16 protein-coding genes are annotated in these 17045 nt (G+C 52.2%); 7 read left to right on the forward strand and 9 right to left on the reverse strand.

Annotation, left to right across the window (positions count from 1 at the left end; translation table 11 throughout):
* Positions 1-83 precede the first annotated feature (83 nt).
* The 6 genes from LJ739_RS01425 to LJ739_RS01450 form a co-directional block, all read right to left on the reverse strand.
* The gene (locus tag LJ739_RS01425; protein ID WP_229156815.1) at positions 84-518 is read right to left on the reverse strand and encodes a hypothetical protein; all 435 of its coding nucleotides are present in this window, start codon (positions 516-518) and stop codon (positions 84-86) included.
* A gap of 165 nt (positions 519-683) precedes the next feature.
* Entirely contained in the window at positions 684-1436 is a 753-nt protein-coding gene (locus tag LJ739_RS01430; protein WP_229156816.1) for a PEP-CTERM sorting domain-containing protein, read from the reverse strand.
* A 203-nt stretch (positions 1437-1639) separates the two neighbouring features.
* Positions 1640-2686 (reverse strand): nitroreductase family protein, encoded by a 1047-nt coding sequence (locus LJ739_RS01435; protein ID WP_229156817.1) that lies wholly within the window; start codon positions 2684-2686, stop codon positions 1640-1642.
* A 9-nt stretch (positions 2687-2695) separates the two neighbouring features.
* Complete coding sequence (locus LJ739_RS01440) at positions 2696-3562, reverse strand: ThiF family adenylyltransferase (RefSeq protein WP_229156818.1); 867 nt, start codon at positions 3560-3562, stop codon at positions 2696-2698.
* 5 nt (positions 3563-3567) lie between these two features.
* Positions 3568-4338 carry a PEP-CTERM/exosortase system-associated acyltransferase gene (locus tag LJ739_RS01445; RefSeq protein WP_229156819.1) on the reverse strand — a complete coding sequence of 257 codons (771 nt, stop codon included), beginning with the start codon at positions 4336-4338 and terminating at the stop codon, positions 3568-3570.
* Between the two features lie 108 nt (positions 4339-4446).
* Positions 4447-5313, reverse strand: coding sequence for a patatin-like phospholipase family protein (locus LJ739_RS01450; RefSeq protein ID WP_407646755.1), 867 nt, complete (start codon positions 5311-5313; stop codon positions 4447-4449).
* 89 nt (positions 5314-5402) lie between these two features.
* On the opposite strand from LJ739_RS01450, the gene LJ739_RS01455 reads away from it, so the two are divergent.
* From LJ739_RS01455 to LJ739_RS01485, 7 genes are all read left to right on the forward strand, one after another.
* Positions 5403-6173 (forward strand): S1 family peptidase, encoded by a 771-nt coding sequence (locus LJ739_RS01455; RefSeq protein ID WP_229156821.1) that lies wholly within the window; start codon positions 5403-5405, stop codon positions 6171-6173.
* A gap of 145 nt (positions 6174-6318) precedes the next feature.
* On the forward strand, positions 6319-7080 hold the full coding sequence (locus tag LJ739_RS01460) for a hypothetical protein (RefSeq protein WP_229156822.1): 762 nt from the start codon (positions 6319-6321) through the stop codon (positions 7078-7080).
* Positions 7081-7091: 11 nt separating this feature from the next.
* A complete protein-coding gene (locus LJ739_RS01465; protein WP_229156823.1) occupies positions 7092-7376 on the forward strand; it encodes a hypothetical protein in 285 nt (94 codons plus the stop codon).
* Complete coding sequence (locus tag LJ739_RS01470) at positions 7367-8290, forward strand: HprK-related kinase A (protein ID WP_229156824.1); 924 nt, start codon at positions 7367-7369, stop codon at positions 8288-8290. Before LJ739_RS01465 ends, LJ739_RS01470 begins: the two co-directional genes overlap by 10 nt.
* Entirely contained in the window at positions 8280-9344 is a 1065-nt protein-coding gene (locus tag LJ739_RS01475) for a nucleotidyltransferase domain-containing protein (RefSeq protein ID WP_229156825.1), read from the forward strand. The genes LJ739_RS01470 and LJ739_RS01475 overlap by 11 nt, the downstream gene beginning before the upstream one ends.
* Before the next feature lie 132 nt (positions 9345-9476).
* Entirely contained in the window at positions 9477-10757 is a 1281-nt protein-coding gene (tviB, locus tag LJ739_RS01480; RefSeq protein WP_229156826.1) for a Vi polysaccharide biosynthesis UDP-N-acetylglucosamine C-6 dehydrogenase TviB, read from the forward strand.
* An 11-nt stretch (positions 10758-10768) separates the two neighbouring features.
* Positions 10769-11788 carry an NAD-dependent epimerase gene (locus tag LJ739_RS01485; RefSeq protein WP_229156827.1) on the forward strand — a complete coding sequence of 340 codons (1020 nt, stop codon included), beginning with the start codon at positions 10769-10771 and terminating at the stop codon, positions 11786-11788.
* 58 nt (positions 11789-11846) lie between these two features.
* On the opposite strand, the gene LJ739_RS01490 is transcribed toward LJ739_RS01485, so the two are convergent.
* The 3 genes from LJ739_RS01490 to LJ739_RS01500 form a co-directional block, all read right to left on the reverse strand.
* A complete protein-coding gene (locus tag LJ739_RS01490) occupies positions 11847-14024 on the reverse strand; it encodes a malate synthase G (protein ID WP_229156828.1) in 2178 nt (725 codons plus the stop codon).
* Between the two features lie 101 nt (positions 14025-14125).
* Complete coding sequence (locus tag LJ739_RS01495; protein WP_229156829.1) at positions 14126-15064, reverse strand: LysR family transcriptional regulator; 939 nt, start codon at positions 15062-15064, stop codon at positions 14126-14128.
* Between the two features lie 236 nt (positions 15065-15300).
* The gene (locus tag LJ739_RS01500) at positions 15301-16902 is read right to left on the reverse strand and encodes an isocitrate lyase (RefSeq protein WP_229156830.1); all 1602 of its coding nucleotides are present in this window, start codon (positions 16900-16902) and stop codon (positions 15301-15303) included.
* Positions 16903-17045: the final 143 nt, after the last annotated feature.

Here is a 17045-nt window from a genome sequence, read left to right on the forward strand (position 1 = left end):
TTAACGTGCACAGTGCAACGGGTCAATGGGTGAATCCTCGAAGGTTGCACGGAAATTGGCGCTGGCAAACCAGCAGATTGTGGTTAGCTACGCAGGACTTCTTGCCCTTGCTGAATAGTGATCAGAGCCTTGCGATCCGGACTGACAAATTGTTGTCTGGCGGTGCTGCTGTTTAATCGTGTGTCGCTGTAATACTGGCTAATCACGCCGCGCAGACCGGTGATCAGATCAGGGTTACGAGCCAGAAAATCGTCAAAGCTGTCTGTCGGGTGCTGCTGTTTTCTTAACGCCATGATCCTGACAATCGCCTCCGTTAAGGTGTGATGGAATTTGTCGGGGTCACCCCAATGTGCAGCATAGGCGGGAATTGTCCGGGTGATCCTATCGACGGCTTCAGCAAGGGTGAAGGTGGATAAATAGATCCATGCCAGGCGCAAATGGCCGTGGTGATCGAAGTGTTTAGGCGGAAGGGTTTTGTGTTCAAATAAGGATAAGAACAGGTCGTCACTGTAGGTCATTGGTTTGCCTCTGTCGGTTGCGTTCAGGCAGGTTAAACCCGTTACCTATAGACGGGTAAAGGCCTGTTGCCGACATCGGGCGGTGACGTCTGTTCAGAGCCTTGGATTACACACAAAAAAACACCGCGGCAATGCGCGGTGTTTTCATGTCAGAGGTTTATTGGATTAGCTTTTACGGCGCGCCAGGCTACCGAAAGCCAACAATCCCAGACCCATCAGTGCCAGACCGCTTGGCTCAGGAATGGAGTTACCTTTCAAGTCAAAGGTACCGTTCAGCAAGCCAGGTGCACCGTCAGTAGGCTGGAACGAAGAGGTCAGGGTCAGGTCGCCACCGGCTGCCTGAGTGTTGGTGTCGAAGTTACCCATGGCCAAGCCACCGATAACGTCCAGTACACCAGAACCTGTACCTTGGTCTGAACCACTACCCAGAGCGATACCCGTACCAGTCAGCAAATTGCTGGGATTCAGAACCAGTTCTAACCACAGATTCCCGTCAGCGGCTGAAGCCATGGTGCCGTCAAACTCTGGAGAATGGTCGACGAAAAACTTAATATTTAAGTCTTTAAATGCGAACGTACCGTCTACACCGCCGAGAGCCAGGTTTGGTACACCGACGAAATCTGCTGCCAACTCCATAGAGAAGGTAAAGGTTAATTCACAACCCGGACAGAAGGAGCCAGTGTTTGGCACTGCGCTGTTGATCTGGGTTACTTGACCACGACCTGTTACGATGTCCCCGGCGCTTACAGCCCCGGTTTCGAAAATGGTGCCGTTGGCAACAAAATCCGCCAGGCTTGGGAAAGCCAGGGTTTGATCAGGGTCCCAGGTAACACCACCGACATTTACTGGTGACGCCATTGCGCTCATTGAGAAACCCAATGTTGCGGCACCGATCAGAAGAGATTTTTTGAAGTTCATTGCTCTACGCCTTGTTTTAAGTTATCTAACGAAACTGTCAGTTAAAAACAACGCTGTACTGCAAAATCAGCTGAAAACTGTTACGTCCCACCGTTGCAAAAACGTTGCCAAAAGTTATAACCGATTGATTTTGTTGAGTTTGCTTGTTTTTGCTTTTGGGCAAATAATCACTCCAAAGCACAAAGTGTAAAACATTCCGACAGCTAGCGAAGCAGACTTTCCAGTGGACGACGACCGCTGCGAACCGGCACAGAAGACTGTATACCGAGACGGAAAAACATCACCGGGTGTTGGCCCTGTGGCGCGATGTCGTGCAGGTCTTGGCGTGTCTGCGCCAATGTATTGCGCAGCGTCTCAGGCAGGTCCGGGTTTGCCAGTGTGAGCACACCTGGCGCAGCGTAAGGGTGTACGGCAAGGCCCAGCGCTGTTGCCTGTAGCCAGAAACGCTGAATCTGACGTCCACATTCCACTAAACCGGCAAAGCTCTGATCAGCCGTACTGATATACGCAATGGCGGGGGAGAGCTTCATTGGTAATGTCACCGAGCGCATCGCGATGCTCTGATGGGTACCCAGCAGGTTGAGGGTCTTCATCACCGACCAGCGGCGAATCCAACGGAAAAAGGGCCGCGCAGGGGGTTCGATGCCGAGCACTTCCAGGCTCATGCCCTGCGCCGGACTGGCCTCGTCAAAGCTAACCGTGCTGAATAGCTCCTCGTGCAGTGTCGGATCCTGAAACCTGACCGCTTCGGCTCGCCGAACGATAGGGATCAGACGGGCTTTATCGGCTTTGTCTGTGAACACCTCACAATGGCCATTATTATTGCTGATAACGCTTTTCAGCCCGTCGATCTGTACTTGGGTGACAGGTCCTTTGAACGGAAAGCGCCGGTCGGTATGCCGCTTTGCGATCTGTTCTTCGAGTAAGGCGTCCTGCGCTGTCAGAATATCGGTGGACTGGGGCGTGAAGACAATGTCGATACAGCGGGCGTCCGCCTCGGCGTGAATGGCGATGTCACTTTGCCAACCAAACGTCGCAGCACTCAGGCGTGCGTTCTCCAGTGCTGCGCCCATGGCCAGGGCGGTCAGAACGTAGGTCTTGTCAGTGGCTTTACCACTGTGATCAGGATCGTTGCTTATCTGCAGATGGTTCGGAGACGACCAATGCAATGTCCAGGGAATAGAGTTGTCAGCGGAAGGCGCCCAGCGCGCACTTTCTGAGATCCGTTGTTGTTGTTGATTCAAAGTCATGTTGTCAGGTCATTCAATACCGAAGGCAGCTTTCGCTTCGCGAAGACGCTGCTGAAAAGTGGGGTTTTGGTGGCCGTGTGGGATGTGGGTAATTTCCATCTTGTTCAGGTACGGATCCCAATGGGTTCCCCGAGGGGCGGCAATGACATCACCCCGACCCAGCATGAGTTTTATGGCCTGAGCGGCTGCTACACCGGCACTCATGGTACAGCCAATAATGGTTGAAGGGCCGCGTTTTTCGGCCAGGTTGAGCCGGGTAGGGTCAACCAGGTAAGCTGATTGCAGTCCTGCTGGCGCGAGACCAAGGTAGAAGCGCAGGAACTGTTCCTCCAACGAGGCGCCTTGCATGCCAAAGTAGTCTTCAAAGCTCATCTGGCCGGGCAGAAAGGCGAGAAATGCGGTACCCATGCCCAGGGGTGCGGCGGTGATGGCGGGAATATTGCGCTCGTAGCAGCGCGCAAACACCAGTTTACGCGCTTCGATGGCAAAGAAATCGAGGCTGTCGATATAGACATCCACGCCGTCTAGAAAGGCATCAACGTTATCGCCGTTAACCCCTTGCTCGTAGCATTGAATACCGGCATCGGGATTAATGTCACGAACCATTTGCAACATGACGTCGAGTTTTGGCTGGCCAATCGTGTTCATATTGGCACCCACCTGACGGTTAAAATTTTCGACACCAAAGGCATCAAAATCTGCCATCCGGTAGTGGCCCACGCCCAGGCGGGCCATCGTCAAGGCATGGATACCACCAACCCCACCGCAACCGGCAATAGCGACCACTTTGTCTTTCAGTGACCGCTGTTCCTGCTCTGTCAGCCAGCCGATATTGCGTGAAAACGCCTTGTCGTAATCAAAGGGTTCGAGTGTCATAACCATTAACCTGATTGTTTGTAGTGGAAGGGGTGTAGTACGAGCTGTTCACGCAATTGGTTTTCCAATAACTGATAAAGCTCGAGTATTTCCACACTTAAATCAGAGGTCAGGCGTTCATGTTCAAGCACGAACAGCGCTCGGATCCCGTGATAATCCAATTCCTCGCCACATTGGGTAAAATTGAGCCCCAGGCGACCTAAGCGTTTCTTCAGCCGAGGCTCGACCACCACAAACATGTGCGAGTGATTGCACATCTTCACCATGGCGATAACACTGAGATAGAGGCCGATGGCGATGTTAGGGAAGTTACGCCGTTCTTCTTCAGAGAATATGTCACCGCTGCTCATCTCATTGATGACAAAAGGTTTGTGTTGCTCATCCAAACGGCGACGGAAGCTGTTGGGCACCGAAAGGCGGGATATTTCACCGAACGCACCACGTTGCAAGTGGTCTGGATTGACGACGTCTCGTTGGATGGTTTCTTCGCAATGTAACTCGAACGGAAGTTTCGCTTCAGGATTGTGCGGTGGTGGCACCACCAGACGTACGGTGCCCGCATAAGCACCTGTGCGCTTATGTTCCAGCAACAAGGGATGTGCATAATCATCACATTCGTCGACTTCCAGGCCGGAAGGCTGAGTTGGCTCCCAGCCCAGTTCCTCTGAGTAAACCATATGTCGGATACGGTAAGACTCTTTCCTGAGTTCTTCCGTGTTGGCGACCTTTATCGCAAAGTACTTATCAAAGTTTTCTGCTAATGAAAAAGCTTGCATGTGGTGATCACTCTTTACACCGCTTGCGGTGATGGGTTCCAAAACCGTTATTTTTATTATCCTGCTACCTGAGCAGATATCGGTAACTAATTCAAGTATATAAGTTATTTAGCCGCATTGGTGAAGTAAATCGAGTTTTTTCGGCAAATAGGCCATGGCGGCCTGATAGCCGTCCTGATAGAGCAGTTTCTTCTGTTCTTCGGTCATTGAAAAGTCCACCGAAGACAGGGTGCCTGTGTCTACCACAATGGTGTTGTGCCAGTGTTCAGCATGCACATACTCCCGTGACAATGCGGTCATGAAGGTGCGAATGAGCATAAACACAAATTCCGGCAATTGGAAAAAGGCCTGGCGCTTGCGTAGGGTGGTGACCTGCTGGCTTTTCAGTCGAAAGCACACATTGGGTGTGTTGTCCCCCGCCCAGTTTCGGAACAAGGCGTCTTCTGACAAAATCGCCCCATCCACCAATACGTGAGACTTGTAAGGTTTAAAACTGAACACCAATGGAATGGACATGGAATAGCGTACCGCTTCGGAAATTTTCATCTCAGGGCTGGTGTGGCGGTTGAAAATGACCGGGCCACCACCGTTCACATCGGTGGCGACAATGTTAAGGTTCATTGACAGGTCGCAAAAGCGTTGGCCGTCCAGTTGGCGATCCATCCAACGTTCAAATTTGACCCCATCACTCAAACCTCCATCCCGCAACAACTTGAAAATCGAATAGCCGCGGAATTGGCGAAAATCGGTGTCGAGGGCCAGTGTCATGATGCTGTCGAGGGAATGACCGCAACTGTAAAGCGCCGAGACGATGGAACCACCCGATATACCCACCACATGGTCAAAGGTCAGGTTTAATTCATTCAGGGCTGCGAAAATGCCAATGTGAGCAGGCAGTCGGGTGCCGCCGCCCGAAAAAATCGGCACGATGGCGCGGGTTTGTTCAACAAAGGGGGCAGATGATAGTGTCACGATGGCGATAAAAAATCTGGTGCTTAATGATCCAAGTATGGTTCAATTTAGTCATTGTGTATGCATTCCTTGTGACAGGTACAAATCAACACATGGTCAAACTATCGAAATTAACAGGCTGGCTGTTGAGCGCCATCTGTGTGACACAACTGATGTCACCCGCCTTTGCAACCTCGTTTGTAGATGTCGTCAAAACACTGAAGCCGGGTGTGGTGGGCGTGGGCATCTACGACCCGCTCGGGACGCCCCGAGTGCAGTTGCTGGGAACCGGATTTGTGGTACCACCCGGAAACCTTATTGCGACAAACCAGCACGTAGTGAATAAAGCCCTGAGTCAAGACTCAAAACAGTCCTGGGCGGTATTTGCCGGACATGGCGAAAGGCCGAGGGTGCTGGTCAGCACGATCGTGGCAACGGATGAAGAGCATGATCTTGCCCTGTTGAAAATGGATGTTACCTTGACACCATTGACGCTCGGCGCTGATACGCCATTGCCGGATGGCAGCGATATCGCCATTACCGGGTTTCCGATTGGCAGTGTTTTGGGGCTGTATCCGGCCACACACAAGGGCATTGTGGCGGCATATTCGCCCGTTGCCATTCCCACCGTGCATTCCCAGCAACTGGATGTGGCGATGCTGAAGCGATTGCGCGACCCCTTTATGGTCTACCAGCTGGATGTGGTCGCTTATCCCGGTAACAGTGGTAGCCCGGTGTATAATGTGCATAATGGACAGGTCGTCGGTATCGTTAACAAAGTGTTTGTCAAAGGCACCAAAGAAACGGCGTTGACGGACCCCAGCGGGATTACCTATGCAATACCGGTTAAGTATTTGAAAGATATGCTTAAAAATGACTATTAGTGTGGGCATCCCGGGACAAATTGTCGTTTTTTTATCACCTTGAGTATGATGCTGGCGCGAATATTGCTAAAATCATCGTAATAAAGCAGTTTTTGGGTCAGTTTGTTAAGAAAGCTGACACCCGTTAGATGGCCAGGTAGTGAGTATGACCACAGAAGACAAAAACACGTTGCACGAAGACGCGCAAGCACAGTCCAATTCAACGGATAACAGCCGCCGTAAGTGGCTGAAAAGAGCGGGTATTGCAGCGCCCAGTTTGTTGGTGCTGGCCAATCGTCCCGCGTTAGCAGGCAGTTGTTCCATTTCAGGATTCATGTCGGCACGTGTTGGCACGTCTCTGACCACTCATGATCCGGGCATGTGTCACGGCTGGAGTCCGGGCAACTGGAAAAACGACCGTGGTGAAATCACCTTTACCGCTTGGGCGGAAGCTGGCGTAAATACCGGTGATGCGTTCAATACCCATTTCTCCACCTCAAACATGTCCACTGGTTTCCTGCGTAAAGTGGTTAACGGTGTGCCTGAGGCCGGTGCGTACAGCTATACCAGCCAGTACAGCAACATGTTCATGAGTGTACTGAACGGCGCCATCAATGGCACCAATAACCTCAAGGACACGACCATGCACTCGGCGGCAGCGTTCCTGAACGCGTCGTTCCTGGCCAACGGTGGTGGCGGTACCAATCCGGATCCGTGGATGCAGACCTACATGTCGCCCGATGACGTTGTGGCTTTGTACCTGTTGTACGAGCTGATGAATCAGAATACGGTTCCCAGTGGTGTGAATTACCAATACGAGCGTGGTGGTGCTGTCATCGCCGTTGCTGACAGTATGCAGCCTTGGGAATACGCCAACTTCTTCGTCAGCATTGCCAACGGTAGTGCCAGCAGTACCTGGGGCGGCTAATTCAGACCGTTGTGACAACTGATAATCAACAACAAGATCGGGTGTGTCTGGTTCAGCCACACCCGATTTTTTATGTGGCCGATGACGGTGTGGTACATTACGCCGCCGCGACCAAACAAACCTTGTTGCTTCCGTCATCTGCACAGGATTTATTCGACGTGCTGATGAAAGCCTACCCCGACGGTATCGATATCAATGAATATGCGCCTTCTCAGGATTGTGAAGCGGCCGAGGATAGTGTAAAAAATACCGTCATGACCTTGGAACAAGCAGGAACGCTCAAACGGTGTCAGTAACACTGTCCAGATTGTCGCCGTCCGCGCTATCCCAACTGCTGTGTGAGCAGGGGGCAGTGATTCAGACCGGGCGTTATGTGGCCCGTATTCGAAGTCAGGTTCCTCACCTGGCCAAAGACTTGTTGACCCTTTATGGTCATACCCCTCTGCGTCAGGATGATGCCCACGACTTCCTGATTGATTTGACCCCTGGCAAAGGCCTGCGTCGCTGGGTTCATCCTTACGTTAATTTTGCCTTGTACGGCAACCAACCTTTTACGCCCTTGCCAATTGCTCAATCCACGCCCTTGCTTGAGTGGGGCATGAACTGGTGTGTGAGCAATCAGGATCATCGCGCATTGATCATTCATGCCGCGGTTGTGGAGCGCAATGGCAGAGCCATCATCATGCCGGGTCAGCCGGGGGCAGGAAAAAGCACGCTGTGTGCCGCGCTGGTAGCGTCAGGAGTCTGCCGGCTGTTGTCGGACGAACTGACCCTGATGTGTCACAAAACCGCTGAGGTACTGCCAAATCCCCGTCCGATCAGTTTAAAAAACCGCGCCATAGACATCATCGCCGAGCGTTTTCCTGATATACCCCGCACCGCAACAGTACAGGATACGTTGAAAGGGGCGGTTAGCTTGTTCAGGGCCCCTCAGTCCGCCATCGAGGGGACGTTTATATCGGCAAAGCCGGGCATCGTGGTGTTTCCCCGCTATCGGGCAGGCTTGGCGCAACCTTTGGTGGAAAGGGTCGGACGGGGACGCACGTTTGTCGAACTGGCCAATCAGTCATTCAATTATCCGGTGTTAGGGGAGCAGGGCTTTGCCACTTTGCAACAGCATGTCAGTCAATGCCGGGCCTATCGACTGGAATATGCCGGCGATTTGGATCAGGCCATCGACATAATGGACGAATTGCTGCATGACGAGTGAACTGGTCGCGTTGATTAATTGCCCGCAGCGGGCAACGGAATTGTCCTCACGGCAGTGGGATCAGGTCATGTCGGAAGCGACCGTGAATGTTATGTTAGCCCGTCTGTGCGTGGTCCTTGACCGTGCCGACCAACTGGGCTCGGTGCCACCGACGCTTCGCTGGCAATTGCAGGGCGCGTTGACGGTGGCCCGCGCGCATGCCCGGGATATCCGTATGGAAGTCAATCACATCTGTACGGCGTTACGGGTCGCTAATCTGTCACCGGTATTTCTGAAAGGCACTGCCTACCTGTTGGCAGAGGACGATGCCTGTGAAGGGCGTTTGTTCTCCGATGTGGATATTTTTATACCCGCCGCTGATTTAGACGCCGCCGAGCGGGTGTTGCAGTGGCGCGGCTGGAAGTCAGGAAAATTGAACGCCTATGATCAGCAGTACTACCGTCAATGGATGCATGAATTACCCCCGATGGTGCATCAGGGCAGGGGAATGACCCTGGATGTACATCATAGTCTGTTGCCCCTGACGGCACGTTTTGCTTTTGACCCCAATAGCCTGGAAATCGAGCAAAAGAACACGGTTCAGGTGTTGTCTCCGGTTGACCGTCTGTTGCACTGTATCGTGCACCTGATGATGGAAACTGCGTTTGAAAAAGGGCTGCGGGATATGGCGGATATCGATGCCATGTGCCGTCAGTTTGCTCTGCAGTCGCCGACATTCTGGACGGATTTTTTGCAACGGGTGGCAACGACAGGGTTGGGGCGGCTGATTTACTATGGCCTGGACCAGGCCGGTCAGTTGTATGCCACCCCCATTCCGCCAGATGTGATGGAGCAACTGACGCGAGATTATGCCCCCAATCGATTGCTGCGAGCGGTGATGAAGCGTGTATGGCGCCGCGCGTTGACGCGCCCGCTCAGCCTGTATCAGGGGCTGGCCGATCAGGGCGCGCATTTTGCCCTGTTTTTACGTGGTCACTGGTTGAAAATGCCTGTCACGACATTGTGTTATCACGGGGTCAGGAAAACCTGGCTGAATTTGACGGTAAAGGAATGACCTGTGCCAAAGGGGACAGATTTCACTACTTTTTTTCGTCTAAAACAGGCAATATAGACCAGCATTATGGAGGCCTGTCGGCCTGTTAGCTGCGGATAGCTGAACACGCTGGCAACAAGAGAGGAAGGTACATTGGTTGCGCACGACAATACGACAAAAATCGCTATCATTGGTTTAGGTTATGTAGGGCTGCCATTGGCAGTTGCCTTTGGTAAGAAGTTCCCGACCCTGGGCTTTGATATCAATCAACAACGCATTGATGAACTGCGCGCCGGGCAGGACCACACTCTGGAAGTCAGTACAGAGGAGCTCAAGCAAGTAGAGCATTTGAATTACAGCGCTGACCCCCAGTCCCTGGGCGATTGCAACTACATCATTGTGACCGTGCCTACTCCCATCGATCAGAACAAGCAGCCGGATTTGACCCCGTTGCGCAAAGCCAGCGAAATGATCGGCGCTGTGATTAAGCCTGGCACCACGGTAGTGTATGAATCTACCGTTTTCCCTGGCGCCACAGAAGAAGTGTGTATTCCAATCATCGAACAGGTTTCTGGCTTGGTGTTTAATCAGGACTTTTACGCCGGCTATAGCCCGGAACGTATTAACCCCGGCGATAAGAAACATCGCTTAGAAAACATTGTTAAAGTGACATCCGGTTCAACGCCTGCCATCGCCGATGAGGTGGATGCACTGTACGGCAGCATTATTGAAGCGGGCACGCACAAAGCGTCCTCTATCAAGGTCGCCGAAGCGGCCAAAGTGATTGAAAACACCCAGCGGGATTTGAACATTGCCTTGATCAATGAGCTGGCGATGATTTTCAGCCGCATTGGCATCGACACCGAAGAGGTATTGCTGGCAGCCGGCAGTAAGTGGAATTTCCTGCCGTTTCGCCCGGGTTTGGTTGGCGGGCATTGCATTGGCGTGGACCCCTACTACCTGACTCACAAGGCTGAGGAAGTCGGGCATCATCCCCAGGTGATCCTGGCGGGCCGTCGTATTAACGATCACATGGGTGAATATGTGGTCACCCGACTGGTCAAGAAGATGCTCAATGAGAAGATCATGGTAAACGGCGCAAATGTGCTGTTGTTGGGGATCACCTTTAAGGAAAACTGCCCGGATATTCGTAATACCAAGATCGTTGATATTGTCAGCGAACTCAACAACTATCACGTCAATGTTGATATTTACGATCCCTGGGCAGAGAAAGACGAAGTGGCCCACGAATATGGTCTAAGCTTGATTGATGCGCCGCAGCAAGGCCATTACGACGCCATTATTGCGGCTGTTGCTCATGACCAATTCCGCGCCTGGAGTGGCGAAGAATTGCGCGCGCTGGGTAAACCGGCATCCGTCATTTTTGATTTGAAATACATCTTTAATAAGTCTGACGTAGACATTCGACTGTAAAAGGAAAGCACATGAAAGTTCTGGTCACGGGGGCCGCCGGATTCATCGGTTCTCACGTAAGCCTGTATTTGTTAGGTCGGGGCGACGAGGTCGTGGGGTTGGATAACCTGAACGACTATTATGACGTGAATTTGAAACTGGATCGGTTAAAGCGCATTGAGAAACACAGCAATGCGATGAATTTTTCCTTTGTGAAAATGGATGTTGCTGACCGTGAGGGGATGGAAGCGCTGTTTGCCGAGCATAAGTTCGATAAAGTGGTACACCTTGCGGCGCAAGCCGGAGTGCGCTATTCGATTGAAAATCCCCATGCTTACATTGATTCCAACATTGTCGGGTTTACCAACATTCTTGAAGGCTGCCGCCACAATGACGTGAAGCATCTGGTCTATGCATCGAGCTCCTCAGTGTATGGTGCCAATGAATCCATGCCGTTTTCGGTGCATGACAATGTCGACCATCCTCTGTCACTGTACGCCGCGTCGAAAAAAGCCAATGAGCTAATGGCCCACACCTACAGCCATTTGTACAACCTGCCTACCACCGGATTGCGTTTCTTCACTGTCTACGGCCCTTGGGGACGCCCTGACATGGCACTGTTCCTGTTCGCCAAAGCGATTATCGAGGACCAGCCAATCAAGGTGTTCAACTACGGCAAGCACCGTCGTGACTTCACCTACATTGATGACATTGTCGAGGGTATCATCCGCACCTTGGATCACACTGCACAATCCAACCCTGAGTGGTCCGGTAAGAATCCTGATCCAGGTACCAGCAAAGCGCCTTGGCGGGTCTATAACATCGGTAACCAATCACCGGTTGAATTGCTCGACTACATCAAAACCCTGGAAACCCACCTGGGTAAGACGGCAGAAAAAGAATTGTTGCCCCTGCAACCGGGAGATGTGCCGGATACCTATGCGGATGTGGAAGCGCTGGTGGAGGACGTTGATTACCGCCCTCAAACCACCATTGACACAGGCATCGGCAATTTCGTCGCCTGGTATAAAGATTACTTTCAGGTCAGCTAAGTGGCTAACAATAAAAAAAGGCGTCAATCTGACGCCTTTTTTTGTGTCTGCCCAATGGCTACCGGGATGCCAGTCGCGCTTTCATTTCCCGACGCTTAGCATGCAACATTGGCTCGGTATAGCCGTTGGGCTGAGCTTTGCCTTCGAAGATCAATGCCTCGGCAGCCTGATAAGCCGGTGATGATGCGGGATCCGGTTGCATGGGAATATAGTCTGCATCGCCGGCATTCTGCTCATCCACCAGGACGGCCATCCGTTGCAGGGTTTGTTCCACCTGCTGACGGGTCACGATACCGTGTTCCAGCCAGTTGGCGATGTGTTGGCTGGAGATGCGCAGGGTTGCACGGTCTTCCATCAATCCGACGTTGTGAATGTCAGGCACTTTGGAACAGCCAATGCCCTGATGCACCCAACGGACCACATAGCCAAGGATGCCCTGGACGTTGTTGTCCAGTTCATTTTGCTTGTCTTGTTCACTCAGCACGCGATCACTGTCCAGTAACGGCACGGTCAGGATGTCCAGCAGGTTATTGTCATCCAGCGGCGGCAACTGACGTTGCAGCGCAAACACATCTTCCTGATGATAATGCAGGGCGTGTAAGGTTGCGGCGGTTGGGGAAGGCACCCACGCGGTACTCGCACCGGCGCGGGGATGGGCGATTTTCTGTGCCATCATATCCGCCATGTTGTCCGGCACCGGCCACATGCCTTTGCCAATTTGAGCCTTGCCTGATAACCCACACGCCAGTCCAACTTGAACGTTAGCCCGTTCATAGGCACCTATCCACGGCAAGGATTTCAGTTCCCCCTTCGGTGCAAACGGACCCAGGTACATGGAGGTGTGAATTTCATCACCGGTACGGTCCAGGAAGCCGGTATTGATAAATACCACTCTGTCTTTGGCGGCAGCGATACAGGCCTTCAGGTTAACGGTGGTGCGGCGCTCCTCGTCCATGATGCCCATTTTCAGGGTGTTTGGCGCCAGCCCGAGCACATGTTCTACCCGAGCAAATAAGGTATCGGTAAACGCCACTTCCTCGGCACCGTGCATTTTGGGTTTCACGATATAGATGCTGCCGGTTCGACTGTTGCGCAGCGGGCCATTGCCGAGTAAATCATGTTTACCAATCAACGCGGTGAGCATGGCGTCCATGATCCCTTCCGGGATGGGCTGTTGCTCAAACAGGATCGCATCGTTGGTCATCAGGTGACCGACATTGCGCACAAACATCAGACTACGACCCGGGAGTTGCAGGGAATCGCCCTGCAGGGTGGTGTAATGTCGATCCGCATTCAGGCTACGGGTCAGGATTTTATCGCCTTTGCGCATCTCGATGCTCAGGTTGCCTTGCATTAATCCCAACCAATTCTGATACACCAGGGTCTTGTCTTCGGCATCGACCGCGGCGACAGAGTCTTCACAATCCATGATGGTGGTCAATGCCGCTTCGACGACAATGTCCTTCAGCCCGGCCGGGTCTGCGCGACCGACCGGTGACTGGGGATCAATCTGTAGTTCTACGTGCAGGCCGTTGTGCACCAGCAACAGCGCTTCTGGGGCGCTTTTATCGCCTTGGTAGCCAATCAATTGCTGTGCGTCTTGTAGCGTGGCAGCGCGTCCACCCTTGAGAGATACGGTAATACCATCGTCAGAAAGGTGATAACCCGTACTGTCTTTGTGACTGCCTTCTGTTAGCGGAGCGATGACATCCAACCAGGCCCTGGCATGCTCGATAACTTTGGCGCCGCGCTTGGGGTTGTATCCCTGGCCTTTCTCAGCGCCATCGGTTTCGGCAATGATATCGGTGCCGTACAGCGCATCGTACAGACTTCCCCAGCGTGCATTGGCCGCGTTGAGGGCATAACGCGCATTATTGATTGGTACCACCAGTTGCGGGCCGGCTTGAGTGGCAATCTCGGGGTCTACGTTCTGTGTGGTGATGACGCAGTCTCCGGCCGGTTCGGGATCAAAATAACCAATCGAGTGCAGAAATGTCTGCCATTGTTGTGGGTCGGGGCGGTCGCCTTGCTGGCACCGGGTATCTATTGCGGCTTGCAGGGCATCGCGTTTGGCCAGTAATGCGGCATTCTGCGGCATCAGATCCGCCAGAATGTCTTCAAAGCCTTGCCAGAATGTGCTGCTGTCGACCTGACTGCCGGGCAGTGCTGCCTCATGAATGAAGCTGTAAAGGGTCTGGTCAATGGAAAGTCGCCCTTGCGTCACGTAATTCTGCATGTTGCACGTCCTGAATCGATGTATTGATACCCAAAGTGTAAGGAAAACTCACACCTATGTTTAATTTATGGTTTATATCCCTGTTATAAATTTCGTGAATGTCAGGAGAGATCTTTGCCCACATCGGCAATCAAACGTCGCAACCAGATATGTCCTGCGTCATGGTGTAACAGGGCACTCCAGGCCATTTTTAGCGCGATCGGGGGAATATCAAACGGCGGTTCCAACACCACAACCTCGGGATCTTCACCGTACAAGTGGGCTGCCTTGCTGGGCAGAGTAGCGATCAGGTTCTGCGCCTTGGCCAATTGCAGTGCCACGTGGTAGTGGCGGGTGAATACCCGGATATCCCGTTTCTTACCGAGTTTGGTCAGTTCCGCATCGACCCAACCGAGCTTCTGCACTTCGTTCGGGTCGACACCCACGCCCACACCAAAGCCGGTTTTGCTGACCCAGATGTGTTGTCCTGCCAGATAGCGGTCCAGATCAAACTGTTTGACGATCGGATTGCTGCGGTTCATGACACATGAAAAGGTGTCATACCACACCACCTTCTGGTGAAACGACAGTGGCAGTTCACTGAACCGGTTGACGGCCATGTCGACTTTGCCGTGTTCAACATCGTGAAAGGTGACATCACTGGGGGTAATAATGTCCAGTGTAATGTTGGGAGCTTCGACGCCAATGCGGCGTATGACTTCGACCAGCAGGGTGGATTCTGCGTAGTCGCTGGCCATAATGCGGAATGTGCGCCGGCTGGTGGCGGGATCAAAGTCGGTTTCTGGCTGAATCGACGCCTCCAGCTTCGCCAGCACGTCCCGAATGACCGGTTGCAGTTCCAGGGCCCGCTGGGTTGGCGTCATTCCATCACTGGTGCGCACCAACAGCGGATCATTGAACAAATCACGCAGTCGTTTGAGGCCGTTGCTCATGGCCGGCTGGGTGATGCTGAGCTGGTTGGCTGCCTTGGTGACGCTCCCCTCCCGTAACAGCACGTCCAGGTACACCAGAAGGTTTAAATCCACCTTAGCAATATTCATGTTGTAAATGCTCTTTAATTAAAACTGGCTGGAATCTCATTGTACGCATCTTCCCTTAGAAACACACAAAAAAATAAAGTTCTTTAAATACAATTAGATAGATTTAAAGTCGTTCAGTGTTGCTAAGAGAACGATAAAGAATGGCTGTATGTAATAATTCTGTACTATTCATCTGTGATATATAAAAAAAGAGCAGGCCGAAGCCTGCTCAATGACGGTTGGAACTGTGTGACCGGTTATGAAGCAGCGTCAAACTGGTTCATGGTGTTGTCTTCACCGGCGGCCTTCAATGCCTGCTCGCCACTGAAGTATTCTTTGTGGTCGTCACCCAGGTTTGACCCTGCCATTGCCTGGTGTTTAACACACGCCAGACCTTCGCGAATTTCGCGGCGCTGAACACCTTTCACGTAAGCCAGCATGGCTTCGTCACCGAAGTAACCTTTGGCCAGGTTGTCGGTTGACAATGCGGCAGTGTGGTAAGTCGGCAAGGTGATCAGGTGATGGAAGATACCTGCTTCACGGGATGCGTCTGCCTGGAAGGTACGCACTTTCTCATCAGCCTCTTGTGCCAACTCAGTGTCATCATACTTGGCGGCCATCAGCTCTTCACGGTTGTATGCAGAGACGTCTTTACCTGCTTCAGCCCAGGCATCGAATACCTGTTGACGGAAGTTCAACGTCCAGTTGAAGGATGGAGAGTTGTTGTATACCAGTTTGGCATTGGGGATGACTTCACGGATACGGCTTACCATGTTGCCGATTTGCTGCACGTGAGGTTTTTCGGTTTCGATCCACAGCAGGTCAGCGCCGTTTTGCAAAGAGGTAATGCAGTCCAGTACGACTCGGTCTTCACCGCTGCCCTCTTTGAAGCGGAACAAGCCATTCGGCAGGCGTACGGGTTTGGCCAACTTGCCATTCTGTTTAATCACCAGGTCGCCGTCATTCACATCGTCAACACTGTTGACGGGGCTTGTTTCCAGAAAGGCATTGTATTGTGAAGCCAAATCACCAGGCGCTTGTGTTACCGGGATTTTCTGGGTCAGACCTGCGCCCAGAGAGTCGGTACGGGCAACAATGACACCGTCTTCCACACCCAATTCCAGAAACGCGTAGCGAACGGCATTGATTTTGGCCAGGAAGTCTTCGTGCGGAACGGTCACTTTACCGTCCTGGTGACCACATTGCTTGGCATCGGATACCTGGTTTTCGATCTGGATACAGCAGGCACCGGCTTCAATCATCTTTTTGGCCAGCAGGTAAGTGGCTTCTTCGTTACCAAATCCGGCGTCAATATCAGCAATGATTGGAACAACGTGGGTCTCGTAATTATCGATTTTGTCTTCGATGTCACGGGTATCTTTGCCCGCGGCTTTGGCCTCATCCAACTGACGGAACAGATCGCCCAGTTCACGAGCGTCGGCTTGACGAAGGAAGGTGTACAACTCTTCAATTAATGATGCAACAGAGGTTTTCTCGTGCATGGACTGGTCAGGCAATGGACCAAACTCGCTGCGCAGGGCGGCTACCATCCAGCCAGACAGGTACAGGTAGCGCTTGCTGGTGGTGCCATGATGTTTTTTCACCGCGAGCATTTTCTGCTGACCAATGAAACCGTGCCAGCAACCCAATGATTGGGTATATTGGCTGCTGTCCTGATCATAAGCTTCCATGTCAGCGCGCATGATTTTCGCCGTGTAGCGGGCAATGTCCAAACCGGTCTTAAAACGGTTTTGCAGTTTCATTCGTGCAGCATATTCGGGAGAAATGGCATGCCATGGGCTGCCTTGTTCTTTACACAAGTTTTCGAATGCTTGAATGTCGCTTTGATAATTTGACATGGGATATTCCTTCCAACAGTAGGGTGATTCTCGTTGACGCTTGTTGCGCCGTTGAAATCATCCTATGCCGGTTAGCTTGATAAAAAAAATATATAATCTACATTCTCGCCATTTTTATTATGAATAATGGTTGGTGTGGCGTG

Source organism: Fluctibacter halophilus, assembly GCF_020687825.1.
Classification (GTDB): Bacteria; Pseudomonadota; Gammaproteobacteria; order Enterobacterales; family Alteromonadaceae; genus Fluctibacter; species Fluctibacter halophilus.